The organism is Mycobacterium simiae (genome assembly GCF_008370645.1).
Taxonomy (GTDB): Bacteria; Actinomycetota; Actinomycetes; order Mycobacteriales; family Mycobacteriaceae; genus Mycobacterium; species Mycobacterium simiae_A.
Window position 1 is genome coordinate 1 of sequence record NZ_VTZN01000059.1, and the last position, 26,827, is coordinate 26,827.

The following is a 26,827-nucleotide window of genomic DNA, read 5'->3' on the forward strand; positions in this document are numbered from 1 at the left end:
GGTCTCCGGTGAACATCCGCCCGGTGCGGTTGGCGCCGTGCGCGGCGGGCGCCAGGCCGACGATCAACAGTCGCGGCCGCGGCGAACCCCAGCCCGGCACCGGCCGCCCCCAATACGGTTGGTCGGCGAAGGCCCGGCGTTTGGCGACGGCAACTTCCTCCCGCCAACTCACCAGTCGGGGGCAGGCCCGGCACACACTGATCAGGGCGTCGAGGTCCGCAATAGCAGCCGCTGTGCAGGCAAGTTCCCGCACTTGCGCCCCGTCACCGGCCACCGAGGTCTGCGGCGTCGCCGGATCCCCGGGCCAACCGGTGCCCGGAACGACTGGCGAACCGAACTCGAGGCCGGTATTCGGATGCGGCAGCACACCAACATCCTGCATCGCCGCGGAAAATTCGGTGGCTCCCGTCTGGCCTTGCCGTTAGATTCAGCCGCGATATCCCATGAACAACACCAGCCGCGTCCCCGCATCTCTGCTCCTGTTCGCCACGTTAATGGCGTGCGCGGGCAACGGCGTCTCGATCGTGGCGTTCCCGTGGCTGGTGTTGCAGCGCGAAGGCAGCGCGGGCCAGGCGTCGATCGTGGCCGGCGCGACGACGCTGCCGCTGCTGTTTTCCACCCTGATCGCGGGTACCGCGGTCGATTACTTCGGGCGTCGCGCGGTGTCCATCGCCTCCGACGTTCTGTCCGGGGCAGCGGTGGCTGCCGTTCCGGTAGTGGCGTGGACATTCGGCGCCGACGCCATCAACGTGGCGGTGCTGGCGGTGCTGGGTGCCTGCTCGGCCACCTTTGACCCGGCCGGAATAACAGCACGCCAGTCAATGCTGCCCGAGGCCGCCGCCCGGGCCGGTTGGTCCCTGGATCGGGTCAACAGCAGCTACGAGGCGATACTCAACCTCGCGTTCATCGTGGGTCCCGGGCTCGGCGGCGTGATGATCGCAACAGTCGGCGGCATCGCCACGATGTGGATCACCGCAGGCACGTTCGGGTTGTCGATCCTCGCGATCGTCGCCCTGCGACTCGACGGAGCGGGCCGGCCACAGCACACCACCCGGCCGCAGGGACTGGTGTCCGGGGTGGCCGAGGGGCTGCGTTTCGTGTGGAGCCTGCGGGTGCTGCGCGTACTGGCGCTGATCGACCTGACCGTGACGGCGCTGTATCTGCCGATGGAGAGTGTGCTGTTCCCGAAGTATTTCAGCGACCGGCAGCAACCTGCCCAGCTGGGCTCGGTGTTGGTCGCGCTGTCCATCGGCAGCCTGCTCGGTGCGCTCGGCTACGCGATGCTGTCGAACTACTTTTCGCGGCGCGCGATCATGCTGACCGCGGTGCTCACCCTTGGCGTGGCAACGGCAGTGATCGCATTCCTACCGCCATTGCCGGTCATCCTGGCGTTGTGTGGGCTGATCGGCTTTGTCTACGGGCCCATCCAGCCGATCTACAACTACGTCATGCAGACCCGGGCACCCCACTATCTGCGTGGGCGCGTGGTGGGCGTGATGACATCGCTGGCCTACACCGCCGGCCCGCTGGGCTTGCTATTGGCCGGCCCGCTAACTGACGCGGCCGGACTCACAGCGACGTTTCTCGCGCTGGCGTTACCGATTTTGCTTGCGGGGCTGATCTGTATCCGGCTCCGGTCGCTACGGGAACTGGACACGGCGGTCCCCGCGATGCCTCGACAAAGGGCGCCGGTGTAGCCGTTCAGCTGCCGAGGACCGCTTCACCGTACAGCGGTCGCCCGTAGGATCGGCTCAGTGAACGCGCATGTGCTGGCGGGTCTGATCGCCGCGTTGCCCGACGGGAGGGTGGTCACCGACCCCGCGGTGACCGATGGCTACCGCCACGACCGCGCTGTGGATCCGTCGGCGGGCAAGCCACTTGCCGTCGTCCGGCCGCGGCGCACCGAAGAGGTGCAGACCGTCCTGCGCTGGGCCACCGCTCATCAAGTGCCCGTGGTCACCCGTGGCGCCGGCAGCGGCCTATCGGGCGGAGCGACCGCGGTGGACGACGGGATCGTGCTGTCGACGGAGAAGATGCGCGACATCACGATCGACCCGGTCACTCGCACCGCGGTATGCCAGCCCGGCCTCTTCAATGCCGAGGTGAAGAAAGCCGCGGCAGAGCACGGGTTGTGGTATCCGCCCGATCCGTCGTCCTACGAGATCTGCAGCATCGGCGGCAACATCGCCACCAACGCCGGCGGGTTGTGCTGCGTGAAGTACGGCGTCACCACCGATTACGTGCTGGGCATGCGGGTCGTGCTGGCCGACGGCACCGCGGTCCGGCTGGGCGGCCCGCGCCTCAAGGACGTCGCCGGACTGAGCTTGACCAAGCTGTTCGTCGGCAGCGAAGGCACCCTCGGTGTCATCACGGAGGTCACACTGCGGCTGCTGCCGGCGCAGCACGCGTCGAGCGTGGTGGTGGCCAACTTTGCGTCGGTGGAATCGGCGGTCGACGCGGTGCTCGGCGTCACTGCGCGGCTGCGCCCGTCGATGCTGGAGTTCATGGACTCGGTGGCCATCAACGCCGTCGAGGACACCATGCGCATGGATCTGGACCGCGGGGCGGCCGCGATGCTGGTGGCCGGCTCCGACGAGCGTGGCCGAGCCGGCAGCGAGGATGCCGCGGTCATGGCCGAGGTATTTGCCGAACACGGTGCTACAGAAGTCTTTTCGACCGACGATCCGGACGAGGGCGAGGCGTTCGTCGCGGCGCGCAGGTTCTGCATCCCGGCGGTCGAGATGAAGGGATCGCTGTTGCTGGAAGACGTCGGGGTGCCGCTGCCCGCACTGGGCAGGTTGGTCACCGGCATTGCCCGCATCGCCGAGCAGCGGGACCTGATGATCTCGGTGATCGCCCACGCCGGCGACGGCAACACCCACCCGCTGCTCGTCTACGACCCCGCAAACGCCGCAATGGTCGAGCGTGCCCAGCTCGCCTACGGCCAGATCATGGATCTGGCTGTCGAGCTGGGCGGCACCATCACCGGCGAGCACGGCGTCGGCCGATTGAAGCGGCCGTGGCTAGCCGGATACCTGGGCCCGGAGGTGATGGACCTCAACCGACGTATCAAGCAAGCGTTGGACCCGTTGGGCATCCTCAATCCCGGCAGCGGGATCTGACGCGCACGTCGCGTGTGCTTTGCGGGCGCCCAGTGAGCGAGTAGGGCGAGAATCCGCGCCGCTTTGCGCCCAGGCCGCACGCTCGAAGCCAAGGACGCACACTCGATGCCATAACCATTGACATAATTCACACTGTGTCGTATTGATGAGACATGACGACGCTCGTGTCTCGCCCCGCACAGCCGACCTTCCAGCTCGCCACCGCCCGGACGTGGGCTAATCCCTGGCCAATGTATCGGGCGCTGCGCGATCACGACCCGGTGCACCATGTCGTCCCGCCTGAGGACCCAAGCCACAACTACTACGTGCTATCGCGGCACGCGGATGTCTGGTCGGCCGCCCGCGATCATGAAACCTTTTCCTCTGCACAGGGATTAACGGTCAATTACGGTGATATGGAAATGATTGGGCTGCAAGATAATCCGCCCATGGTCATGCAGGATCCGCCGGTGCACACCGAGTTTCGCAAGCTGGTGTCGCGCGGCTTCACCCCGCGACAGGTCGAAGCCGTCGAGCCCAAAGTGCGCGAGTTCGTCGTCGAGCGCGTCGAACGGCTGCGCGCCGCAGGCGGCGGCGACATTGTCGCCGAGTTGTTCAAGCCGCTACCGTCGATGGTGGTCGCGCACTATCTCGGTGTGCCCGAGGAAGATCGAGCACAGTTCGACGGCTGGACGCAGGCTATCGTTGCCGCCAACACCGCAGACGGCGGCCTCGCCGCCGCGCTGGAGACGGCGGGTGACGCCGTCGGGTCAATGATGGCCTACTTCACCAGGCTGATCGAAAGGCGCCGCACCGAACCCGAGGACGACACGGTTTCGCACTTGCTGGCCGCCGGGGTCGGCGCCGACGGCGACATCGCCGGAACGTTGTCGGTGCTTGCGTTCACGTTCACCATGGTCACCGGCGGTAACGACACCGTCACCGGAATGCTGGGTGGTTCCATGCCGGTGCTGCAGCAGCGGCCCGATCAGCGGCAGCTACTGGTGGACAATCCGGACCGTATCCCGGACGCGGTCGAGGAGTTGCTGCGGCTGACCTCGCCGGTGCAGGGTCTGGCGCGCACGGTCACCCGCGACGTGACGATTGGCGAGACAACCGTGCCGGCCGGTCGCAAGGTGTTGCTGCTGTACGGTTCGGCCAACCGGGACGAACGGCAATACGACGCCGACGCAGGCGAACTCGACGTCACGCGCTGCCCCCGCAACATTCTCACGTTCAGCCACGGCGCACATCACTGCCTGGGCGCGGCTGCGGCCCGGATGCAATCGCGGGTCGCGCTGACTGAGCTGCTGGCCCGCTGCCCGGACTTCGCCATCGACGAGTCCGGCATCATGTGGGCCGGGGGTAGCTACGTTCGGCGCCCGCTGTCGGTCCCATTCGAAGTGACGTCTTGATGGCCGGGAAAGATTGGCTAGCCGAGCACCGCACCGAGGCAGCAGCGGATCGCATCCTCGACGCGGCCGAGCGGCTCTACACCCAACGTGACCCGGCTTCCGTCGGCATGAACGAAATCGCCAGGGCCGCAGGCTGTTCCCGCGCGACGCTGTACCGGTACTTCGACAGCCGAGAGGCGCTGCGAGCCGCCTACGTGCACCGCGAGGCTCGTCGTCTAAGCCACCAGATCATGCGGCAGGTCGACGGCATCGCCGACCCGCGGGAACGACTGATCGCCAGTATCACCGCCGCATTGCGCATGGTTCGCGAAAGCCCGGCTCTGGCGGCGTGGTTCGCCTCCAGCCGGCCGCCCATCGGTGGCGAAGTGGCCGAGCAATCCGAGGTCATCGCCGCACTCGCCACCGCGTTTTTGCGCTCGTTGGGGCCTGGCGACTCCGACGCCGTCGAACGCCGGGGCCGGTGGGCGGTGCGGGTGATCATCTCACTGCTGATGTTTCCCGGCCACGGCGAAGCCGACGAACGGGCGATGATCGAGGAGTTCGTGGCTCCGGTGGTGACGCCGCTATCGGCCCGCCGATAGTCGCTCATCTGCGCGCGCCCGGGGCTGCCCGGCGAGCCGCTGGGCATCCGATCGAATCCGCTGATAGCGGACCTTGAGCGCGATACCATCCCTCACCCGCCGGGGGTCCTTCGATGTGGCGCTAGGGGGACAGTGATGTCTTTCGTGACGGCTACGCCGGACACAATGGTGGGCGCGGCAGCGGACTTGGGTCGGATCAGCTCAGCCCTGACCGCGGCGAACACAACCGCGAAGGCTGCGACGACGGGCGTGCTGGCCGCCGGCGCCGACGAAGTATCGGCGGCCATCGCGTCGTTGTTCGCCCAGTATGGCCAGGCGTACCAGTCGCTGAGCGCCGAGGCGACGGCGTTTCACGAGCAGTTCGTGCGGGCCCTTGGCGCTGGTGGCTGGTTGTACGCCAGCACCGAAGCAGCTAGCGCTGCGCCGCTAGAGACCGTGGAACAGGCCGTACTCAATGTGATCAACGCGCCCACCCAACTACTGCTGGGGCGCCCATTGATCGGCAATGGCGCCAACGGGTCTGCGCCTGGCCAGGCCGGCGGGGCCGGCGGGCTGCTGATCGGCAACGGAGGCAACGGTGCAGCCGGCGGCGCCGGCCAAGCCGGCGGCGCCGGCCAAGCCGGCGGCGCCGGTGGTAGCGCCGGACTGATCGGCAACGGCGGAGCCGGCGGTAGCGGCGGACCGGGCCAGGCTGGAGGTCGCGGCGGGGCAGGTGGGCTGCTGTACGGCAACGGCGGGGCAGGCGGCAACGGCGGTGCGGCCACCGCCGCCGGCAGCAACGGCGGGCACGGTGGCAACGGCGGCTACGCGGGGCTGTGGGGCACGGGCGGAGCCGGCGGCAACGGCGGCGACGGTGCGACCGGGGCCGCCGGCGTGGCGCCTGCTCTCAACATCACTGGCACCGCCGCCAACGGCGCCGACCGCCCCTTTATTAGCGTGAGCAACGGACCCGACGGTGGCGACGGCGCCGACGGTACCGAGGGGATAGCTGGAGGTCGCGGCGGCAATGGCGGTCCAGGGGTGGGTAGCACCGGGACACTCAACGGCGGCGACGGCGGCGACGGGGGCGATGGCGGCACTGGCGCGCCCGGCGGTGCTGGCGGCAACGGCGGCAGCACCAACGGCACAAATACCACCAGCCTTAGTGGCGACGGTGGTGACGGGGGCGCCGGCGGAGCTGGCGCCCCCGGGGGCGCCGGCGGCAACGGCGGGCAGGCTACAGGTAACGTCCTCGCCGCCGGTGGCGCCGGCGGCGCCGGCGGCACCGGCGGCACCGGCGCCCCGGGAGGACAGGGCGGTACCGGTGGTGGCAGCCCGAGCAGCAACGCGACCGGCGGTGAGGGTGGCGCGGGCGGCGTGGGCGGTGTCGGCGCCAGCGGCGGCACCGGCGGCGTGGGTGGCACCGGAGGCGCTGGTGGTCGAGCGGGCTCTTGGTCGGCGACGGCGGAATGGGCGGCCTGGGCAGCGTCGGCGGTCTGGGCGGCACCGGAGGTGTCGGCGGCGCGGGCGGTATCGGCGGCAGAGGTGGCAATACCAGCGTTCTCGTACTCAATACGGTGGGCGGCAATGGTGGCGTGGGCGGTGCTGGCGGCACCGGCGGCCTCGGGGGTAATGGCGGCGACGGCGGCAACGGTGGCGCGGGCGGCGGGCATGGGTTGTTCGGCAACTCGGGCGGCTCCGGCGGTGGCGGCGCGGCCGGCAACGGTGGCAGCGGGGGCACCGGCGGCATTGGTGGCGCGGCCGGCAACGCCGGCCAGGGCACCACGGTCGGCCTCAACGGCGTCCCGGGCAACAACGGCACCGACGGCGCCGGCGGCACCGCGGGCAATCCCGGCCAGCCGGGGTAAAAGCAGACAAAGCGAGTTCCGCTGCAGTGGGAGCAAGCCGACGGCTCCCCCACCGGTAACCCCGCCACCCACACCCCCGAGACCCACGCCAACCCCAAGACCGATACCGCCGATAGGAAAACCCCCGGTCGCACCAAGGGCGCCAATTACGCCTGTCACAGGCAGATAACCGACAGTTCCGCGGCGCCAACACCATCCCCCATGACGGCCGCCGACCGTCGTGCCGCATAGCCGAGCGCACATCGTGCTAACTCACGATCGATGCAACCGCCGGCGTTCGTCGCCCGGGTTTGGCGGTCGTCCGGCGGCCGACCCCGAATGGCCTGTTAAGCAATGGGTCTGGCATGCTGAAGTCATCCCGCAGTATGCCGTGCTCACCCCAACATCTTCGCTGCCCACCTGGGTCAGGCCATCCAATATGCTTGCGCCTTCATGGATTTACGTGGAATACCGAAGTCCTCCCGCAGTACCTTGGCGACCGACCGCGTGACCCGGTGGTTGCACGCCACCCACCCGAAGTGGTCGCCGGCGTCGAACGCCGCCGCACGCACCACGTCGAGCAGTGAATCGCCGCCGTTGTCCCGGTCCACCCAGGTGACATCGATGGATCGGGCCACCGGCAGACATTTGTCGTCGTCGCAGCCGGCCTCGAGAAAAACCCGTGCGGGGGCGTCGCCGATCGCGTCAAGCAACGAATTGATCGCCGGCAGTGACGCGGCGTCGCCGACGATGACGTAGCCACTGGGAGGCGGGTCAGGAATGGCGAATTTGCTGCCCAGCGCCGTCGCCTCGATCGTGTCGCCGGGTTGTGCGGTGCGAGCCCACTCCGACGCGATGCCGTCGTGCAGCGAGAATTCGATGTCGAATGTACCGGCTTCGGGATCCGGGTCAACCAGCGTGTAGCCGCGTTGGTGGCACTTGTCGCCGTCGGAAAACCACATCCGAATCCACATCGTCGGATGGATGACGTGTCCAGCCAGCATCCCGCCGTCAGCGAAACTCAGCCGGAGGTAGTGCTGCGTGATCACGCGCCGGCCAGTCACAGTGAGTCGGTAGTCCCCGGCTCGCATGAGCTTCAAAACCGCGCCCTGCCAGCCCCGAGACGGCCTATGTTCGGTCATCAGTGCGGGGTGCCTTCCATCGCTTCGCGTAAACTTAGGACAGGGTAACCTACCTCGATGCGCCCGCGGACCACTGACGAGACGCGTGATCGCACCCCGCCTACTCAGCCTTGATACGGGTGAAGCGGTGCAGCAGCCAAGCCACCGGGATCGTTACCACCAGCGTCACGACGAAGAGATACAGCATCGAGCCGGTGTACACATGAGCCCGGACCACATACACCATGGCGAATTCCATGGTGACCAGATGGACCAGGAAGATCTCGTAGGAAATCTCACCGAGCCACACCATGGGCCGGCTGGCCAGTAGCTGGGAGTACCAACCCTGGGTTGGCTGGGCGCCACCGAGCGCGAGCGGTGCCACCACCAGCGTCGCGATCACGGCGTAGAAGCACGCCTTGACCACGGCCTCCATCAGCGCTGACGGCGACGTGGTGGGCGCCCCGGCGATCGGAGTGGAGGCGATGAAGTAGCAGATGACGGCCAACGGCAGCGTCGCAAACGCGTAACATCGCACACCCATCGCCTGCAACACGGTCAGCAGCATGCCGCCGACAAACCATGCCAGATAGCTCGGCAACCACAGGCGAGCGCCGTCGGGAAACCAGTCAACTGTGTGGATCAGAACCAGCCAGGCCGGAGTAATGGCTGCCATTGCGATCAGTGCACCCACTATCAGCTTCGGCTGCCAGCACCGCTTACTAATCACCACCAGCAACACATAGGCAAGAAACGGGAGCGCCAGGTAGAAAGCGGCTTCCACTGCCAAGCTCCACATCTGGGTCAGCCCTTGGTGCAGATACGAACCGAGGTAGCCATCGGTGTAGATCTGTGTCAAGGTGAGGTTGCGCAATAGCCCCATCCAGCTGTGACCGGGGTTGGGTCCGGCGGTGCGGTAGTGATAGATCACGTAGGCGATGAGCACGACGACGACGTAGGCCGGCATGATGCGCCGAACTCGGTGCCGCGCATAGCGACTTAACGAGGGCGGGGGCGCGGCCGTCATGGCGGACTGCACCCACGGGCGGAACAGCAGAAAGCCGGAGAGGACGAAGAAGATCGGCACGCCGATCTCCATCCGGGACGACACCAGCCCCCAGTAGCCGTGGGTGTACTTGCCAGTGGTGTAGGCCGCGTGGGTGCCGACGACCAGGAGTGCGGCAACGGCCCGGATGCCGGTCAGCGAGGCGACTCGGTCCACACCGGAGACTTGCTCGAGCCCGCCTTGGTCGGCTTCTTGGGGCAGGGTCATTCGACCCGTTTCCGACGTGGTTTGGCGATGTCGTTGCGGCGTGATTTGTCGGTGGGCCGGTGCGGCCGAAGGTCGATCAACACACCGGAGATGCGGGTGCGCTCAAGCTTGTTCAGTGTCGCGCGGGGTAGCTTGGCCGGCAGCTCTACCAGCGAGAAGTCGGGCCCGATGCTGATGTGGCCGAAGTCGCTGCGGTGCAGACCGCCTTCGTTGGCAATGGCGCCGACGATTGCGCCCGGACCGATTTTGTGTCGCTTGCCCACCGAGATCCGGTAGGTGTTGAAGCCCGGCCCGCTTTTTCGGCGTTCGGGGCGCTCGTCACCCTTCTGCTCCTTGCGCTCTTTGCGTCGCTCCGGGGGCGGATCGGGTGCCAGCAGGAACGCCTCGCCGTCTCGAGACTGCAACGCCAGCGCCGCGGCGATGTCAGCCGTCGCCACATCATGATCGCGTCGGTAATCCTCGACCAGCCTGCGGAACAGCTCGATCTCGGGTCGGCGCAGTGCGTCGGTGATGGAGTCGAAAAACTTCGCCACCCGCTGGGCGTTGACGTCGGCAACGGTAGGCAACTCAGCCTCGATCATGGTCTGCCGAGTGGCCTTTTCGATCGCCTTGAGCAAGTGGCGCTCGCGCGGGGACACAAACAACAGGGCGGCTCCGGAACGCCCGGCCCGGCCGGTGCGCCCGATGCGGTGTACGTAGGACTCGGTGTCGTGCGGGATGTCGTAGTTGAGCACATGCGATATGCGTTCGACGTCGAGCCCCCGAGCCGCCACATCGGTGGCGACCAGTATGTCTATACTTCCGTCACGCAACGCGGCTATGGTCCGCTCCCGCTGCGCTTGCGGAATGTCGCCGTTGATGGCGGCCGCGGAAAAGCCTCGGGCACGAAGCCTTTCGGCGACTTCCTCGGTTGCCTGCTTGGTGCGAACGAAGACGATCATCGCCTCGAACGGCTCTACCTCCAGCACTCGGGTGAGCGCGTCCATCTTGCGCGGGCCGGCTACCTGGATGAAGCGCTGCGAAATGTTCTCGGCGGTAGCGGTTTTCGCTTTGAATGTGACTTCCAGCGGATCGTGTAAGTACTTGGTGGTGAGCTTGCGAATCGCCGCCGGCATGGTCGCCGAAAAGAGAGCTACCTGCTTGTACTCCGGGGTTTCGGACAGAATGCGCTCGACGTCTTCAGCGAACCCCATGGCGAGCATCTCGTCAGCCTCGTCGAGCACCAGGTAGTCCACCCGCGACAGGTCCAGCGTCCTGCGTTCCAGGTGGTCGATGACTCGACCCGGGGTGCCGACCACCACCTGCGCACCCCGTTTCAGCCCGGACAGTTGCACGGCGTAGGACGACCCGCCATAGATCGGGAGCACGTTGAGTTGCCGCAGATAAGTCCCATAGCGACTGAAGGCCTCGGCGACCTGTAGCGCCAGCTCGCGGGTGGGTGCCAGCACCAGTGCTTGGGTCGCGTTGCTGGCGACGTCGATTTTCGACAGGATCGGGATCGCAAACGCTGCGGTCTTGCCGGTGCCGGTCTGGGCCAGGCCTACCACGTCCGACCCCGCCATCAGCGCCGGAATCGTGGCGGCCTGGATGGCGGTCGGCGTCTCATAGCCGACGTCGCCGATCGCCCGCAGCACCGACGGATGAATCTGCAGGTCGACAAACGTGTCAGGAGGAGCCACAGGCGAGCTGTCCGGGATGGCCATTTGCTTTCGAAGTTTAGTGGGTAGCTCGTTGCCGCCCACGCGGCCACGCCTGTCACACCCGAGGTGCCGATGAGGGTACGGTGCCCGGTGTGTGGTCGCTCCCCTGCCGTACTGCGCCGTTGACCCGCAACTCGGCCGTGGCGGTTGCTTCGCTGGTCGCCGCAGCGCTGAGTGGGTGCGGTTCAGGGGACTCGACCGTCGCCAAGACGCCACATGCCAGCACCCCGTCGGCTGCTAGCTCCAGCGCACCCGTCATCCCGCCGTCGGCAACGGCCGCCCCGCCCAGCACCAGTGCTGCGCCAGCCGACCCGTGCGCAGTCAACCTGGCCTCGCCGGCCATCGCCAAAGTCGTCTCCGAGCTGCCTCGCGATCCACGCAGTCAACAGCCCTGGAACCCCGAACCGCTGGCCGGCAACTACAACGAATGCGCCCAGCTGTCGGCGGTGATCATCAAAGCCAATACCAACGGCGACAGTCCGACCACCCGGGCGGTGATGTTCCACCTCGGCAAGTTCATCCCGCAAGGGGTGCCAGACACTTACGGATTCAATGGAATTGATGACTCGCAAACCAACGGCAACACCGTCGCGTTAACCTACGCCAACGGTATGGGTCTCAACAGCGTGGTGAAATTCCGTTGGAACGGCAGCGGGGTGGAGATTATCGGCAATGCCTGAGCAGCAGTAAGTCGACGATCTCCGCACCTGCGTCCGGTTGGGATCGTATTACTGCCAGGTGTTGGAGCGGCGAAGCCCAACCATGCACAGCGCGGCGACTATGCCGAATAACGCAACAAACGCGGGCAGCCACATCGACTGTGACGTTGCCGCGGAGAACGGCTCGCGCAGGAACTCAGGCAATACCACGCTGGTGGCGGTGCTACCCGGTACGGCCGCCGGTGAGGTACTGCCGGGCCTCGCCGGCATCTCGGCAGTAATCCGCGATGTCATCAACGCGGCCATGCCGGCGCTGCCCAGCACGGCCCCAAGTTGTCTAGTCGCGTCGTACACACCCGAGCTCGCTCCGGCCAGATGTGCCGGCAGGTTGCGGGTCGCGGTGGCGGCCAGCGGTGACCAGACGAACCCCACCCCGACCCCCATGGAAATAAAGGGCGCCAGTAGCCGCCACATCGGCGTAGCTGGAGACATCTCGAGCGAGAGCCAGCTCAGGCCGATCGCCACCATCGAGAAGCCGAACCCGATCACGGTCCGTGGATGGGATCTATCGACGATCTTGCCGACTACCGGGGCCAAGGAGCCGCTGACGATCGCCATCGACGCCGTCAGCAGGGCCGCGCGGATCGGCGACATCCCGCACACTGCTTGCGCGTAGAACATCACCGGCAGCGTCATCGACGTCATTGTGAACGACATAGCTGCCACCCCGAGGGTGGCCATGGTGAAGTCCCGATCACCGAAGATGCGCGGCGGGATCAGCGGCTCGCGGGCGTTGATCGACTGCCAGTAGACGAATATCACAATGAACCCGACCCCGGCGACGATCATCGCCCAGATCCACGGCTGCCATTCGGCGGACGGGCCCTGCTGCAGTCCGAAAACGGTCAGGAACAGGCCGATCGCCGACAAGCCCACGCCGACCAGATCGAACCGATGCCGCTGGGTTGGCATCACCGGGATCAACCAGACCGCCAGCACCAGGCCGACGATCCCCAACGGGACATTGATGAAGAAGATCCACTGCCAACCAAGAGCGTTGACGAGCACACCGCTGGTCAACGGCCCGACCGAGTTAGCGACCCCGGCGGTGACGCCCCACCAGCTCATCGCCGCACCGCGACGCTGAGGCGGGAAGAGACGGGTGATCGTCGACAGTATCTGCGGTGCCAGTAGCGCGGCTCCGACGCCTTGGACCGCACGGGCACCGATCAGCATGCCGACGCTGCCGGACAGACCACAGCATGCCGAGGCGCCAACAAAAATGGTGAGGCCGAACACATAGAGATTTTTTTGGCCAAAGCGATCACCGAGCCGTCCAGCCATCAGCAGCGGCACCGCAAACGCCAGCAGATAGGCGCTGGTCACCCAAATCACCGTGTCGTGCGTGGTATTGAGCGCAGACATGATGCTTGGGTTGGCCACGACGACGATCGTGGCGTCGAGCAGGATCATGAAACGGCCCACCAGCATCGCCCCCAGGATCGCCCACAGTCCACGAAAACTTGTGCCGCGCGCGACGTTCCGCGGCATTGTCGATGTGACGCGTCGCCCGACCCCGCCAAACCGCGTCATCGCCATGGCCGTCTACCCATTTCGTTTCGACGCCCCGATCGTGTCGAAACGCCGCCTATCGCCACCGCAGTGCGATCGCATCGCTAGCCCAATTGATCCGCGTCACAAAACGCTAGGTAGGCATTTAACGGGCGTCTAGCAGAATGTTTCGAAACAACTGTTGCATGCATTGGAAGCTTCTCGCGGGGTTCGAGTCGCGGTTGAGCCGAACCCACTGAGCCAGTGTCAACCAGAGTGTCAGGTCCCTCCCCTACCGTTACTGCTGTGTTCGTCAGCGGAGGCAGCCTAGGAGACAGGATCATCTACAGCGCCTCGGATCTCGCCAGCGCTGCGCGCTGTGAGTACGCGCTCTTGCGAGATGTCGACGCCAAGCTGGGCCGGGGGCCGGCCGTGGCCGCCGAGGACGAGATGCTCCTGCGCACTGTCGCTTTGGGTAATCAGCATGAACAACGCCGGCTCGACCGACTGCGTGACGAGTTCGGCGACGATGTCGCTGTCATCGGCCGTCCGGCATACACACGCGCCGGACTGGCGGCCGCCGCCGAGGCGACCCAACGCGCCATTGCCAACCGTGCGCAGGTGGTGTATCAGGCTGCAATGTTCGACGGTCGCTTCGTCGGCTTCGCCGACTTCCTGATCCGCGATGGCGAGCACTACCGAGTCGTCGACACCAAGCTGGCCCGCTCGCCCAAAGTCACGGCGCTGCTGCAGCTGGGCGCCTACGCCGACGCGCTGGCCGCTGCCGGCGTGCCGGTGGGCCCCGAAGCCGAGCTGCAACTCGGTGACGGCACCGTCGTGCACTACCGCGTCGACGACATGATTCCGGTATACCGAACCCAACGCGCGGCGTTGCAGCACCTGCTTGACCGCCACTACGCTGCGGGCACCGCGGTGCGCTGGGGCGACTGTGACGTGCAAGCGTGTTTGCGGTGTCCGCTGTGCATCGAGCAGTTGCACACCAGCGATGATCTGTTGCTCGTCGCCGGCATGCGAATCACTCAGCGCGAGAAGCTGATCGCCGCCGGCATTAGCACGCTTCACGAGCTCGCCGAGCACTCCGAGCGCTCCGGGCCGGTGGCCGGCCTGCCGGCAAGCGCACTGGACAAGCTCGCATCACAAGCGAAATTACAAGTGTTGCAATGTAATATCGGGACACCGCAATACCAGATCGTGGACTCGCAACCGCTGGCGTTGTTGCCCGAGCCCAGCGCCGGTGACCTGTTCTTCGACTTTGAAGGCGACCCGTTGTGGACCGATGATGGAACAGAGTGGGGGCTGGAATACCTGTTTGGTGTGCTAGAGGCGGGCCCAGCTGCCGCTTTTCGTCCACTGTGGGCACATGACCGTGTTGCGGAACGTCAAGCACTCGAGGACTTTCTGTCGATGGTGGCCAAACGTCGCAGGCGCTACCCCCACATGCACATCTACCATTACGCGCCGTACGAGAAGACCGCTCTGCTGCGGCTCGCGGGGAGCTATGGTGTCGGCGAGGACGCCGTAGACGACCTGCTGCGCAATGGAATATTGGTCGACCTCTATCCACTAGTGCGCAAAAGCCTTCGGACAGGAGCGGAGTCGGTCAGCCTGAAGGCGCTGGAGCCGATCTACCTTGGCGCCCAATTGCGTTCCGGTGACGTGACGACCGCCGCTGACTCGATCACCTCGTACGCCCGGTTCTGCGACCTTCGCGCCGAAGGTCGCCTGGACGAGGCCGCAACGGTGCTCAAAGAAATCGAGGATTACAACCACTACGACTGCCGCTCAACCCGTGAACTACGCGATTGGTTGCTGATGCGCGCGTGGGAAGCTGGCGTCACGCCGATCGGCGTCCAGCCGATCCCCAACCGCAGCACGATCGAAGACCACGACCAGTTGGCGTCGACGTTGTCGAGTTTTATCGGCGACGCCGCCGCCGGCGATCGCACGCCCGAACAGACCGCTGTTGCCTTGGTTGCTGCGGCGCGCGGCTATCATCGCCGCGAAGACAAGCCGTTCTGGTGGGCGCACTTCGACCGGCTGAACTACCCCGTCGACGAATGGTCATACAGTGCAGACGTTTTCGTTGTCGACAAAGCATCGGTGATCGTCGATTGGCACACGCCTCCCCGAGCACGCAAACCGCAGCGGCGGGCACGGCTGACCGGGGAGCTGGCGGGTGGCGACCTGGATGCGAAAGTATTTGCGCTCTACGACCCCCCGGCTCCGCCCAGCATGACCGATGATCCGCACCGGCGGGCCGCAGCGCATGCCGAGGTTGTCCAGATCGACGACCCAAGCCTGCCCACTGCCGTGGTCATCCTGGAGCGAGCCGCCGGCGACGGCAGCACATTTCACCAGTTGCCATTCGCGCTGACCCCGGGGCCACCGGTACCGACTACAGTGCTGCGGGAATCCATCGAGGCCACCGCGTCCACGGTGGCCGCAGGGCTGCCGCAGCTACCGCGCACCGCGCTGTTCGACGTCCTGACCCGACGCCCGCCGCGCATCCGCGGCGCAACCGGGCTGCCCCGCGGTACCGACACCGTCGCCGACATCACCGCAGCTGCAGTGCAGCTCGACGCCTCGTACCTCGCGGTGCACGGACCGCCGGGGACGGGAAAGACGCACACCGCTGCGCGGGTCATCATGCGATTGGTCACCGAGCATTCCTGGCGCGTCGGTGTTGTCGCGCAGTCCCACGCCGCGGTGGAGAACCTGTTGGAGTGTCTGCTCGACGCCGGGCTGGATCCTGGACGCGTCGCCAAGAAGCGCAGTGACCCGCAGGTCCCAGCCGCCAGGCGCTGGCAAGAGATTGGCGGCAACGCATACCCCGCGTTCCTCGCCGAGCACGCAGGGTGCGTGGTCGGCGGTACCGCCTGGGATTTCGCCAACCCTAGTCGCGTACCCCCGGGCAGTTTGGATCTGTTGGTGATCGACGAGGCCGGGCAGTTCTGTTTGGCCAACACGATCGCGGTCGCGCCGGCAGCCGCCAACCTGATGCTGCTCGGCGACCCGCAGCAGCTCCCCCAGGTCAGTCAAGGTACCCATCCCGAACCCGTCGACGCCTCAGCACTGGATTGGCTAGTCGGGGATCAGCGCACGCTGCCCAGCAAGCTGGGCTACTTCCTGGACCGCTCGTACCGAATGCATCCCGCGGTTTGTGACGCCGTCTCGAGGCTGTCCTACGAGGGCAGATTGCAGTCTCATAGCGAGCACACCAGCGCACGCCGCCTCGCCGGGTACCAACCCGGTGTGCGTGTGCTGTCGGTGTCGCATCAGGGCAATTCGGCCGAAAGCCCCGAAGAGGCCCGGGCGATTCTCGCCGAGATCCACAACCTTCTTGGCCGGACGTGGACTGATGAGCACGGCGCTCGGCCGTTGGCGGCCACCGATCTGCTGGTGCTGGCGCCCTACAACGCCCAGGTCGCGCTGTTACGGCGGCAACTGAGGGCAGCCGACCTCGGCGGTGTCCGGGTGGGTACCGTCGACAGGTTTCAGGGCGCGCAAGCCCCGGTCGTCTTCGTCTCGATGACGGCTTCTTCCGCGGACGTAGTTCCACGCGGGATGTCGTTTTTGATCAACCGCAATCGCCTCAATGTAGCCATCAGCCGAGCGCAGTATGCAGCGGTGATCGTGCGCGCGGAGCGATTGACCCAGTACTTGCCCACGACACCCAGCGGCTTGGTGGATCTGGGCGCATTCCTGGCGCTCACCACGAGCCGCTCGACCACGCGGACCATCCGGAACTGCGCGGGATCTCGACATGATCGTGGGCAGACTTGATGGCGCTGCGGCTGCGGCTCACTCGGAGCGCAAATGGCGGCCGTACTGCAGCGGTTCGGGTGGATCAGCCGGGTAGAGCTGCGCGCGCTGCGCCGCGGGCGGTGCAAAGGAACCGTCACCGCGGTGAGAACCGGTACGGACCAGGCCATTCGCCTCCGGGCGGTGGTGGGTCCATGGCTCGGGTTCGCGGTGCAGGATGTACTCGACGTAATCGTCGTCGTCGTCGTAATCGTCGTAGTCGTCGTCGTAGTCGTCGGTCGGCGACATCTGGCGTAAAGCCGCCGTGGCCGTACCGCCAACCAGGAACAGTACGGCCACAATCCCGAACAATGCGATGAACGCGGGCAGCAGCATCGATTGCGACATCGCGTCCGAGAATGGCGCGCGCGTAAATTCCGGCAACTGCAGGCTGGCTTGCCCGCCCCTGAGTCCGCGCTCATCGCCGGCCACTGGCGGCAACTCGGCACTGATCCGCGCCGTCATGAACGCCGCCATGCTGGCGCTGCCCAGTACTGCCCCAAGCTGCCGGGTGGCGTTGTAGACGCCCGAACTCCCGCCGGCCTGCTCGGCCGGCAGGTTGCGGGTAGCGGTGGCGGCCAGCGGCGACCAGACGAACCCCATCCCGGCGCCCATCGTGCAAAACGGCAACACCAGTTGCCACACCGGCGTACTCGGGGTCATCGCGAGGGAAAGCCACGTCAGCGAGATCGCGAGCAATGAAAAGCCGAAGCCAAGCACCGGCAGCGGATGGGCCCTGTCGACGATCCGGCCGGCCACCGGAGCAAGCGCGCCGCTGGTGATCGCCACCGGCGCGATCAGCAGAGCCGCGCGAGTGGGCGACAACCCGCACACCGACTGTGCATAGAAGGTCAACGGCAGGATCATCGCCGTCGTCGCGAACCCGATAATGGCCACCCCGATGCTGCACAGGCTGAAATTCCGGTTGCGGAAGATCTCCAGCGGGATCAGCGGCGCCCGCCGGTGCAGCGACTGCCAATAGACAAACACCGACATGAATCCGGCACCGGCTACCAGTACCGCCCAGATCCACGGCTGCCACCCGGCAGGCTGGCCTTCCTGCAGCCCGAAGACCAGCAAGACCATCCCTACCCCAGACAGCGCGACTCCGATCAGGTCCAATCGCCTGGAGTGCACCTGCAAGACGGGAACCAACCACGCTGCCAACACCAGGCCAACGATGCCGATGGGCACATTAACGAAAAAGATCCACTCCCAACCCAGCCGGTCGACCAACGCCCCGCCCACCAGCGGTCCGACCAGGCTGGCGACCCCGGCAGTAGCGCCCCACATGCTCGCCGCGGCGCCGCGGCGCGCGGCGGGAAAGATGCGGCTGATGGTCGATAAGGTCTGCGGGGTGAGCAGCCCGGCGCCGACGCCTTGCACCAGCCGGGCGCTGATTAGCATGGCGGCACTGCTCGACAGGCCGCACCACATCGATGCGGCCGTGAACACGGCAAGCCCAATCAAGTACAGGTTCTTTGGTCCGAAGCGGTCGCCGAGCCGGCCGGCCACCAGCAACACCACCGCATAGCCGAGCAAGTAAACGCTGGTAACCCATACCACCGTGGCGTAGCCGGTATGCAGCGCGGCCATGATGGTCGGATTGGCGATGGCGACGATGGTCGAGTCGAGCATGATCATGAAGAAGCCGATCATCATGACCCACAGCACGCTCCAGGAGTTCGCCAAGTAGCTGCCGTTGCGCCCGTGGATCGTCGCCATGGTCATGTGAGCACCTCGTTTCGCCCCCCGCAATCCAGCGTGCATTATTCCGGGTGCGCCGCTCGGCTGCCCGGTTGCGTGAACGGGCACTGAATATCTGCAGGTGGGTGCGCTGCTCGGTCGGTAAATCGCACACCGGGCGCTAGCCTGAAAGGGCGCCGTCCGGAAGACCGCGTGAAGAGAGGCAACATGAGCGTCCGACGAACCAGGAGGTCCGAGCCGGACTTGGAGCCGGCCGGCGCCACCGGCAGAGCCAAAGCGTCCACGCGGGCATTGGCACAAGTCATCGAACGCAGTTCGCACCTACAGGCCCCGGCAGCGGAGGCCTACGTAGCCCGGCTGCGGCGATCCCACCCAGGTGCCAGCCCGGCCGACCTCGTCAGCAAGATCGAAAAGCGCTTTGTGACCGTGGTGACTCTCAGCGGGGCGGCCGTTGGTGCGGCAGCGACCTTACCCGGGATCGGCACCTTGGCCGCGTTATCGGCGGCCGCCGGCGAAACCGCGGTATTCCTCGAGGCCACCGCACTCCTGGTGTTGGCGCTGGCCGCGGTCTACGGCGTTCCGCTCGACCACCGAGAACGGCGCCGGGCGCTGGTGTTGGCCGTGCTCGTCGGCGACAGCAGCAAGCGAGCGATGGCCGAACTGATCGGGTCAAGACGGACCAACGGCGCCTGGGTGTCAGAAAGCATGGCCTCGCTGCCGCTGCCGGCGATATCAACATTGAACACGCGAATGTTCAAGTACTTTGTCAAACGATTCGCGCTCAAGCGTGGCGCGCTGATGTTCGGCAAGCTGCTGCCAGCCGGCATCGGTGCCATCGTCGGCGCGATTGGCAACCGGCTCGTGGGCAAAAGGTTGGTCCGCAACGCCCGATCGGCGTTCGGCCCGCCGCCCGCTCGCTGGCCAGTCACCCTGCATGTGCTGCCGACGGTTCGAGACGCCAGCTAGGGCAGCGGCTGGCCGGTGTCTCTAGCGAATTGCTGGCGAGGCGTTAGCCTTGATGAAGCGGGAAGTGTTTCGGACTGCCCCGGCAAGAGTCGCAGGTGTCGCGCGCTGGCGCTGGCACGACCCTGAACGATAAGAGAATCGAGGCGAGCAGCGGCCGTGGCCAATACAAGTTCACCGTTTGGGCAAAACGAATGGCTGGTCGAGGAGATGTACCGCAAGTTCCGCGACGATCCCTCCTCGGTCGATCCAAGCTGGCACGAGTTCTTGGTGGACTACAACCCCGAGCCCACCGACAACGAGCCCGCCGCGGCCGCCCAACCGGCACCGCCCGCTAGGCCCGCTACTGAGCCCGCCAAGCCGGCCGATACCGCGGCCGCCGGCAACGGCTCGCCCGCTTCGGCGCCCACCAAGCGCGTCCCACCACCGCCCGCCGAAGGCGACGAGCTACAGGTGCTGCGCGGCGCCGCCGCGGCCGTCGTCAAGAACATGTCCGCATCGCTGGACGTGCCGACAGCAACCAGTGTCCGGGCCATTCCGGCCAAGCTGTTGATCGACAACCGGATTGTCATCAACAACCAGCTCAAGCGAACCCGCGGCGGAAAAATCTCGTTCACCCACCTGCTGGGCTACGCGCTGGTGCAAGCGGTCAAGAAGTTTCCGAACATGAACCGGCACTACACCGAGGTGGACGGCAAGCCGACCGCGGTCACCCCCGCGCACACCAATCTGGGACTGGCGATCGACCTGCCAGGAAAAGACGGCAAGCGCTCGTTGGTGGTGGCCGGCATCAAGCGTTGCCAGACCATGCGGTTCGCGCAGTTCGTCACCGCATATGAAGACATCGTGCGCCGGGCCCGCGACGGCAAACTCACCGCCGAAGACTTTGCCGGCGTGACGATTTCGCTGACCAACCCCGGCACCATCGGCACCGTGCACTCGGTGCCGCGGCTGATGGCCGGCCAGGGCGCCATCATCGGCGTCGGCGCCATGGAGTACCCGGCAGAGTTCCAGGGGGCCAGCCAGGAGCGCATCGCCGACCTGGGCATCGGCAAACTGATCACGCTGACGTCCACCTACGACCATCGCATCATCCAGGGCGCGGAATCCGGTGATTTTCTGCGTGTCATCCACGAAATGCTGCTCTCGGACGATTTCTGGGACGAGATCTTCCGCGAGTTGGGCATCCCCTACCTGCCGGTGCGCTGGCGCCCCGACAACCCGGATTCCATCGTCGACAAGAACCCCCGGGTCATCGAGCTCATCGCCGCCTACCGCAACCGCGGCCACTTGATGGCCGACATCGACCCGCTGCGGCTGGACAATACCCGGTTTCGCAGCCACCCCGACCTCGACGTGTGCTCGCACGGGTTGACCCTGTGGGACCTAGATCGCGAATTCAAAGTCGATGGCTTCGCCGGCACCACGCACAAGAAGCTACGCGACGTGCTGTCGGTGTTACGCGACGCTTACTGCCGCCACATCGGGGTGGAATACGCCCACATCCTCGAACCCGAGCAGCAGCAGTGGCTGCAGGAGCGGCTGGAGACCAAGCACGTCAAACCGACTGTGGCCCAACAAAAATACATCCTGAGCAAGCTCAACGCCGCTGAGGCTTTTGAGACGTTCCTACAGACCAAGTACGTCGGACAGAAGCGGTTCTCGCTGGAAGGCGCCGAAAGCGTGATTCCGATGATGGACGCGGCGATCGACCAGTGCGCCGAGTACGCGCTCGACGAGGTGGTCATCGGGATGCCGCACCGCGGCCGGCTCAACGTGCTGGCCAATATCGTCGGCAAGCCGTACTCGCAGATCTTCACCGAGTTCGAAGGCAACCTAAACCCGTCGCAGGCGCATGGCTCCGGCGACGTCAAGTACCACCTCGGCGCCACCGGCGTGTACCTGCAGATGTTCGGCGACAACGACATTCAGGTGTCACTAACCGCCAACCCGTCGCACTTGGAGGCCGTGGACCCGGTGCTGGAGGGCTTGGTGCGGGCCAAGCAGGATCTGCTCGACCACGGCGACACCGACACTGAAAACCAACGGGCGTTCTCGGTGGTGCCGATGATGCTGCACGGCGACGCCGCCTTCGCCGGCCAGGGGGTGGTCGCCGAGACGCTGAACCTGGCGCACCTGCCCGGGTACCGCGTCGGCGGCACCATCCACATCGTCGTGAACAACCAAATCGGCTTCACCACCGCGCCGGAATACTCGCGGTCCAGCGAGTACTGCACCGACGTCGCGAAGATGATCGGCGCCCCGATCTTCCACGTCAACGGCGACGACCCGGAGGCGTGCGTATGGGTGGCCCGGCTGGCGGTCGACTTTCGGCAGCGGTTTAAGAAGGATGTCGTTATCGACATGCTGTGCTACCGCCGCCGCGGGCACAACGAGGGCGACGACCCGTCCATGACCAACCCGTACATGTACGACGTCGTCGACACCAAGCGCGGAGCTCGCAAAAGCTACACCGAGGCCTTGATCGGCCGCGGCGATATCTCGCTCAAGGAAGCCGAGGACGCGCTGCGCGACTACCAGGGTCAGCTGGAGCGGGTATTCAACGAGGTCCGTGACCTGGAAAAGCATGCCGTGCAGCCCAGCATGTCGGTGGAGTCCGAGCAGCAGGTCCCGCGCGGCCTGGCCACCGCGGTCGACAAGTCGCTGCTGGCCCGTATCGGGGACGCGTTCCTGGCGTTGCCCGACGGGTTCACTCCGCACCCGCGCGTGCAACCGGTGCTGGAAAAGCGCCGGGAGATGGCCTATGAGGGCAAGATCGACTGGGCGTTCGCCGAGCTGCTGGCCCTGGGTTCGTTGGTCGCCGAGGGCAAGCTGGTGCGGTTTTCCGGGCAAGACACCCGCCGCGGCACCTTCTCCCAACGGCATTCGGTGATCATCGACCGCCACACCGGCGCGGAGTTCACCCCGCTGCAACTGCTGGCCACCAACAAAGACGGCACCGCCACCGGCGGCAAGTTTCTGGTCTACGACTCGCCGTTGTCGGAGTACGCGGCCGTCGGCTTCGAGTACGGCTATACCGTGGGCAACCCCGAGGCCCTGGTGTTGTGGGAGGCGCAGTTCGGCGACTTCGTCAATGGCGCGCAGTCGATCATCGATGAGTTCATCAGCTCCGGTGAGGCCAAGTGGGGCCAGTTGTCCAACGTGGTGCTGCTGTTGCCGCACGGACACGAGGGGCAGGGTCCCGACCACACCTCCGGCCGCATCGAACGCTTCCTGCAGCTGTGGGCGGAGGGGTCGATGACGATTGCGGTGCCATCCACCCCGTCGAACTACTTCCATCTGTTACGCCGGCACGCCCTCGATGGGATCATGCGCCCGCTGATCGTGTTTACGCCCAAGTCGATGTTGCGCAACAAGGCCGCGGTCAGCGACATCAAAGATTTCACCGAGATCAAGTTCCGTTCGGTGTTGGAGGAGCCCACCTACGAAGACGGCATCGGCGACCGCGGCGAGGTCCGACGGATCCTGTTGACCAGCGGAAAGATCTACTACGAGCTGGCCGCACGCAAGGCCAAAGACAAGCGCGACGACATCGCTATCGTGCGCATCGAGCAGCTGGCGCCGCTGCCTAAACGCCGCCTCAACGAGACACTCGACCGCTACGCCAATGCCAGCGAGCACTTCTGGGTACAAGAGGAGCCGGCCAATCAAGGAGCGTGGCCGCGGTTCGGCCTGGAGCTGCCAGAGTTGTTGCCCGACAAGCTGACCGGGATCAAGCGGATCTCGCGCCGGGCTATGTCGGCTCCGTCGTCAGGGTCGTCGAAGGTGCACGCCGTCGAGCAGCAGGAGATCCTCGACACGGCGTTCGGGTAACCGACCAACGAGTCGACGCTTATACATAGGAGGGTTTCGTGCAGGGGTTCGCCGGCAAGGTCGCTGTCGTCACTGGCGCAGGATCGGGTATTGGGCAAGCGTTGGCCATCGAGCTGGGCCGCTCTGGCGCCAAGCTGGCGATCAGTGACGTCGACACCGACGGGCTGGCGCGAACGGAGGAGCAGCTCAAGGCGATCGGCGCCGCGGTGAAAGCGGACCGGCTCGACGTCACCGAACGCGAAGCCTTCCTGGCCTACGCGGACGCGGTCAACGAGCACTTCGGCAGGGTCAACCAGATCTACAACAACGCCGGCATCGGCCACACCGGTGACGTCGAAATCTGTGACTTCAAGGACATCGAGCGGGTGATGGATGTCGATTTCTGGGGAGTGGTGAACGGCACCAAGGCGTTCCTGCCGCACCTGATTGCCTCCGGAGACGGCCACGTCATCAACATCTCCAGCGTCTTCGGGCTGTTCTCGTCACCGGGGCAGGCAGCCTACAACTCGGCGAAGTTCGCCGTGCGCGGGTTCACCGAGGCGCTACGGCAGGAGATGATCTTGGCCGGTCACCCCGTCGGGGTGACCACGGTGCACCCGGGTGGCATTAAGACCGCGATCGCTCGCAACGCCACCGCCGCCGCGGGGCTGGATGCCGAAGAACTGGCCCGGCTGTTCGACAAGCGGGTGGCGCACACCAGTCCGCAGCGGGCCGCCAAGATCATCCTGGGCGCAGTGCGCAAAAACAAGGCCCGGGTGCTCGTCGGGCCGGACGCCAAGGTCCTAGACCTGGTAGTACGGCTGACAGGCTCTGGATATCAACGGCTGTTCATGCCGATGCTGGGCAAGTTGGTCCCGTCGCCGCGCCGGTGAGGGCGCCTCGTCGAGCCTGTGTGCGCGGGATCGACGGCGTCGACGCGGACTCGATCCCTAGCGGCCCAGCGGATGTTCGGCCAACCACGCGGCAGCCACCGCCTGCGGGTCGGCCCCGCTGGCCACTTGGCGGCGCATCTCGGTCAGGGCTGCGGTATCCAGCACGCCGGCCACTTCGTTGATGGCCAGCAGTTGCCGGTCAGTCAACGCGTTGCGCCGATACAACGGCACCACGTTCTCGGCCCGGATCAGCGCGGACTTGCCGTCGGCCAGTACCGCCAGGTCGGCGGGTGTGCCGGGGTCAGCGGTGGTGGTCCAGGCCGCGGTCAGTTGGCCGTCGCGCAGTGCGCCATACATCGCGGCGGTATCGGAAAATTCTCGCGGGGCGGGCAGCCTGCAGGTGCCGACTCCGGCTGGTGGGAGGGCGCCCATAACCCCGCCAATGACACTACCGACGACCAGACCGTCACAGTGGCGTGGCAGCAGGCTCAGCTCACTACCGCCCCAGGAGTTTGCGGTGGTCCGGGTCACGACCAGTGCGGGTTTGTCTTCGGCGGCGGTGGCGTAGTCGCCGGCGACGACGCCCTCGGGCAGCGCCGCGTTCATGATCCGGTAGACCTGAGCGTCGGACAGGGCCGAGGAGCCGGGCTGCAGCACCTGCAGCACCTGGCCGGTGAAGGCTGGGACGACGGTCACTTCGCCCGAGCCCAGTGCCGCCATGGGGTCGGCAACGATCGCGGCTCGCGCCGGGAACTCGTAGGACCGCAGCGCCGCGACATAGATGCCGGCCAGCAGCATCGACTCGGAGCCGGGCCCGGATCCGACTACCACCTCCGGCGCAGCCGAGCGCGCACCGTTAGCACAACCGGCCACCGCAAGCACTGCAATCAGCAGCAGCACGGCCAGTCTGACGAGTCTCACGCCCGGGCGTCTCAGGTGCCTCAGACCTCGGCGGCCGTAGCCACCGCGGCCGCCACCGCTGCACCCACCCGAGGGTTTAGCGGACTGGGGACAATCTTGTCGGGCGCCAGGCCGTCGCTGGCAACCGAATAGATCGCCTCAGCCGCGGCCACCATCATCTTTTGGGTGATCCGCCGCGCGCCGGCATCCAGTGCCCCGCAAAACACCCCGGGAAACGCCAGCACGTTGTTGATCTGGTTGGGGAAGTCGCTGCGGCCGGTGGCCACCACCGCCGCGTACCTGGCCGCGATGTCGGGATGGATCTCCGGGTCAGGGTTGGATAGCGTGAACACGATCCCGTCCGGCGCCATGGTGGCGATCAGCTCCTCGGGGACTGCCCCCGCTGACACGCCGAGGAACATGTTGGCTCCGTCGAGGGCCGCAGCGATGCCGCCGGTCAGACCGCGCGGGTTAGTGCGTTGCGCTAGTTGACTTTTGACACCGTTTATGTCCACGCGCGAGGGATGCAGGATCCCGCACGAGTCCACCACCGTGATGTCCGAAACTCCCATGGCCAAAAGGAGGTTGGTACACGCCACGCCAGCGGCCCCGGCACCGGACACCACCACCCGCAGCGACGTCATGTCTCGCCCTAGCAACTTGCTGGCACCCATGAGCGCTGCCAGCACCACGATCGCCGTGCCGTGCTGATCGTCGTGCATCACCGGGCAATCCAGCGCCTCGATCAGGCGTGCTTCGATCGCAAAGCAACGCGGCGCGGAGATGTCTTCGAGGTTGACCGCGCCGAACGTCGGCCGGAGCCGCACCAAGGTTTCGACAATCTCATCAGGGTCCTTGGTGTCCAATACGATCGGGATCGCGTCCAGGCCGCCGAATGCCTTGAACAGGCCGCACTTGCCCTCCATCACCGGCAGCGACGCTGCCGGCCCGATGTCGCCGAGACCCAGTACCGCACTGCCATCGCTAACGACCGCCACCAACCGGTTCGACCAGGTGTAGCGCGCGGCCATGGTTTGGTCGGCGGCGATCGCGCGGCTGATCTGCGCCACGCCTGGGGTGTAAGCGATCGACAGGGCACGCTGAGTGTCGAGCGGGGCCTTCAGCGCTACCGCAAGCTTGCCGCCCAAGTGCGCCGCGAAGATCTCATCATCGTGCACGACGACCTGCGGGCTGATCACTGCAGCAGGGACAAGGTTTGGCACCTGCCCGGCTCAGATCAAGCCCAGTTCGGTGACGGCGTTGCGTTCGTCGGCCAGCTCAGCGGTCGACTTGTCGATTCGGCCGCGGGAAAACTCGTCGATCTCCAGGCCACTAACAATCGTCCAGTTGCCGTCCTTGGTGGTCACTGGGAACGAAGAGATCAACCCATCCGGTACGCCGTAGGAGCCATCGGAGACGACGGCCATCGAAACCCAATCGTCGGCGGGGGTGCCGAGCAGCCAGTCGCGGGCAGCGTCGATGGTCGCCGACGCGGCCGAGGC

General features: G+C 66.1%; 17 protein-coding genes and 2 pseudogenes. 10 read left to right on the forward strand and 9 right to left on the reverse strand.

Annotated features, from left to right (window positions below):
* Positions 1–382: pseudogene (locus F0Q45_RS11590) on the reverse strand (uracil-DNA glycosylase); the annotation flags it as partial.
* Positions 383–443: 61 nt separating this feature from the next.
* Between F0Q45_RS11590 and F0Q45_RS11595 the strand changes: the two are divergent.
* From F0Q45_RS11595 to F0Q45_RS11615, 5 genes are all read left to right on the forward strand, one after another.
* Positions 444–1,697: an MFS transporter gene (locus F0Q45_RS11595; protein ID WP_149654095.1), complete on the forward strand. Its 1,254-nt coding sequence runs from the start codon at positions 444–446 to the stop codon at positions 1,695–1,697.
* 57 nt (positions 1,698–1,754) lie between these two features.
* The gene (locus F0Q45_RS11600; RefSeq protein WP_149654096.1) at positions 1,755–3,122 is read left to right on the forward strand and encodes an FAD-binding oxidoreductase; all 1,368 of its coding nucleotides are present in this window, start codon (positions 1,755–1,757) and stop codon (positions 3,120–3,122) included.
* Between the two features lie 152 nt (positions 3,123–3,274).
* Positions 3,275–4,516 carry a cytochrome P450 gene (locus tag F0Q45_RS11605; RefSeq protein ID WP_149654097.1) on the forward strand — a complete coding sequence of 414 codons (1,242 nt, stop codon included), beginning with the start codon at positions 3,275–3,277 and terminating at the stop codon, positions 4,514–4,516.
* Positions 4,516–5,097 carry a TetR/AcrR family transcriptional regulator gene (locus F0Q45_RS11610; protein ID WP_149654098.1) on the forward strand — a complete coding sequence of 194 codons (582 nt, stop codon included), beginning with the start codon at positions 4,516–4,518 and terminating at the stop codon, positions 5,095–5,097. The genes F0Q45_RS11605 and F0Q45_RS11610 overlap by 1 nt, the downstream gene beginning before the upstream one ends.
* 135 nt (positions 5,098–5,232) lie before the next feature.
* Entirely contained in the window at positions 5,233–7,113 is a 1,881-nt protein-coding gene (locus F0Q45_RS11615) for a PE family protein (protein ID WP_188112891.1), read from the forward strand.
* Positions 7,114–7,348: 235 nt separating this feature from the next.
* Here the strand turns inward: F0Q45_RS11615 and F0Q45_RS11620 are convergent, their stop codons facing one another.
* The 3 genes from F0Q45_RS11620 to F0Q45_RS11630 all read right to left on the reverse strand — a co-directional run bounded on the left by F0Q45_RS11620 (position 7,349) and on the right by F0Q45_RS11630 (position 11,020).
* Positions 7,349–8,065, reverse strand: coding sequence for a siderophore-interacting protein (locus tag F0Q45_RS11620; RefSeq protein ID WP_149654099.1), 717 nt, complete (start codon positions 8,063–8,065; stop codon positions 7,349–7,351).
* A gap of 100 nt (positions 8,066–8,165) precedes the next feature.
* On the reverse strand, positions 8,166–9,317 hold the full coding sequence (locus tag F0Q45_RS11625; RefSeq protein WP_149654100.1) for an acyltransferase family protein: 1,152 nt from the start codon (positions 9,315–9,317) through the stop codon (positions 8,166–8,168).
* Positions 9,314–11,020, reverse strand: coding sequence for a DEAD/DEAH box helicase (locus F0Q45_RS11630; RefSeq protein WP_149654101.1), 1,707 nt, complete (start codon positions 11,018–11,020; stop codon positions 9,314–9,316). The genes F0Q45_RS11625 and F0Q45_RS11630 overlap by 4 nt, the downstream gene beginning before the upstream one ends.
* An 80-nt stretch (positions 11,021–11,100) precedes the next feature.
* Here F0Q45_RS11630 and F0Q45_RS11635 point away from each other — a divergent pair, with 80 nt between their 5' ends.
* Positions 11,101–11,697 (forward strand): LppP/LprE family lipoprotein, encoded by a 597-nt coding sequence (locus F0Q45_RS11635; RefSeq protein ID WP_149654102.1) that lies wholly within the window; start codon positions 11,101–11,103, stop codon positions 11,695–11,697.
* A 48-nt stretch (positions 11,698–11,745) separates the two neighbouring features.
* Here F0Q45_RS11635 and F0Q45_RS11640 read toward each other — a convergent pair whose 3' ends face one another.
* Entirely contained in the window at positions 11,746–13,227 is a 1,482-nt protein-coding gene (locus F0Q45_RS11640) for an MFS transporter (RefSeq protein WP_149654109.1), read from the reverse strand.
* A 306-nt stretch (positions 13,228–13,533) separates the two neighbouring features.
* Between F0Q45_RS11640 and F0Q45_RS11645 the strand changes: the two genes are divergently transcribed.
* A complete protein-coding gene (locus F0Q45_RS11645) occupies positions 13,534–17,031 on the forward strand; it encodes a TM0106 family RecB-like putative nuclease (RefSeq protein WP_149654103.1) in 3,498 nt (1,165 codons plus the stop codon).
* 18 nt (positions 17,032–17,049) lie between these two features.
* On the opposite strand, the gene F0Q45_RS11650 is transcribed toward F0Q45_RS11645, so the two are convergent.
* Entirely contained in the window at positions 17,050–18,780 is a 1,731-nt protein-coding gene (locus F0Q45_RS11650; RefSeq protein ID WP_188112892.1) for an MFS transporter, read from the reverse strand.
* Between the two features lie 183 nt (positions 18,781–18,963).
* Here F0Q45_RS11650 and F0Q45_RS11655 point away from each other — a divergent pair, with 183 nt between their 5' ends.
* The 3 genes from F0Q45_RS11655 (at position 18,964) to F0Q45_RS11665 (ending at position 24,425) form a co-directional block, all read left to right on the forward strand.
* Entirely contained in the window at positions 18,964–19,722 is a 759-nt protein-coding gene (locus F0Q45_RS11655; protein ID WP_149654104.1) for a hypothetical protein, read from the forward strand.
* A 156-nt stretch (positions 19,723–19,878) separates the two neighbouring features.
* Positions 19,879–23,553, forward strand: a complete 3,675-nt coding sequence (locus tag F0Q45_RS11660; RefSeq protein WP_149654105.1) for a multifunctional oxoglutarate decarboxylase/oxoglutarate dehydrogenase thiamine pyrophosphate-binding subunit/dihydrolipoyllysine-residue succinyltransferase subunit — start codon at positions 19,879–19,881, stop codon at positions 23,551–23,553.
* A gap of 38 nt (positions 23,554–23,591) precedes the next feature.
* On the forward strand, positions 23,592–24,425 hold the full coding sequence (locus F0Q45_RS11665; RefSeq protein WP_149654106.1) for an SDR family NAD(P)-dependent oxidoreductase: 834 nt from the start codon (positions 23,592–23,594) through the stop codon (positions 24,423–24,425).
* 57 nt (positions 24,426–24,482) lie between these two features.
* On the opposite strand, the gene F0Q45_RS11670 is transcribed toward F0Q45_RS11665, so the two are convergent.
* From F0Q45_RS11670 to F0Q45_RS11680, 3 genes and pseudogenes are all read right to left on the reverse strand, one after another.
* Positions 24,483–25,346: a glycine betaine ABC transporter substrate-binding protein gene (locus F0Q45_RS11670; protein WP_149654107.1), complete on the reverse strand. Its 864-nt coding sequence runs from the start codon at positions 25,344–25,346 to the stop codon at positions 24,483–24,485.
* A gap of 20 nt (positions 25,347–25,366) precedes the next feature.
* Positions 25,367–26,548, reverse strand: coding sequence for an NAD(P)-dependent malic enzyme (locus tag F0Q45_RS11675; RefSeq protein WP_149654108.1), 1,182 nt, complete (start codon positions 26,546–26,548; stop codon positions 25,367–25,369).
* Between the two features lie 9 nt (positions 26,549–26,557).
* Positions 26,558–26,827, reverse strand: a pseudogene (locus F0Q45_RS11680) (malate dehydrogenase); the annotation flags it as partial.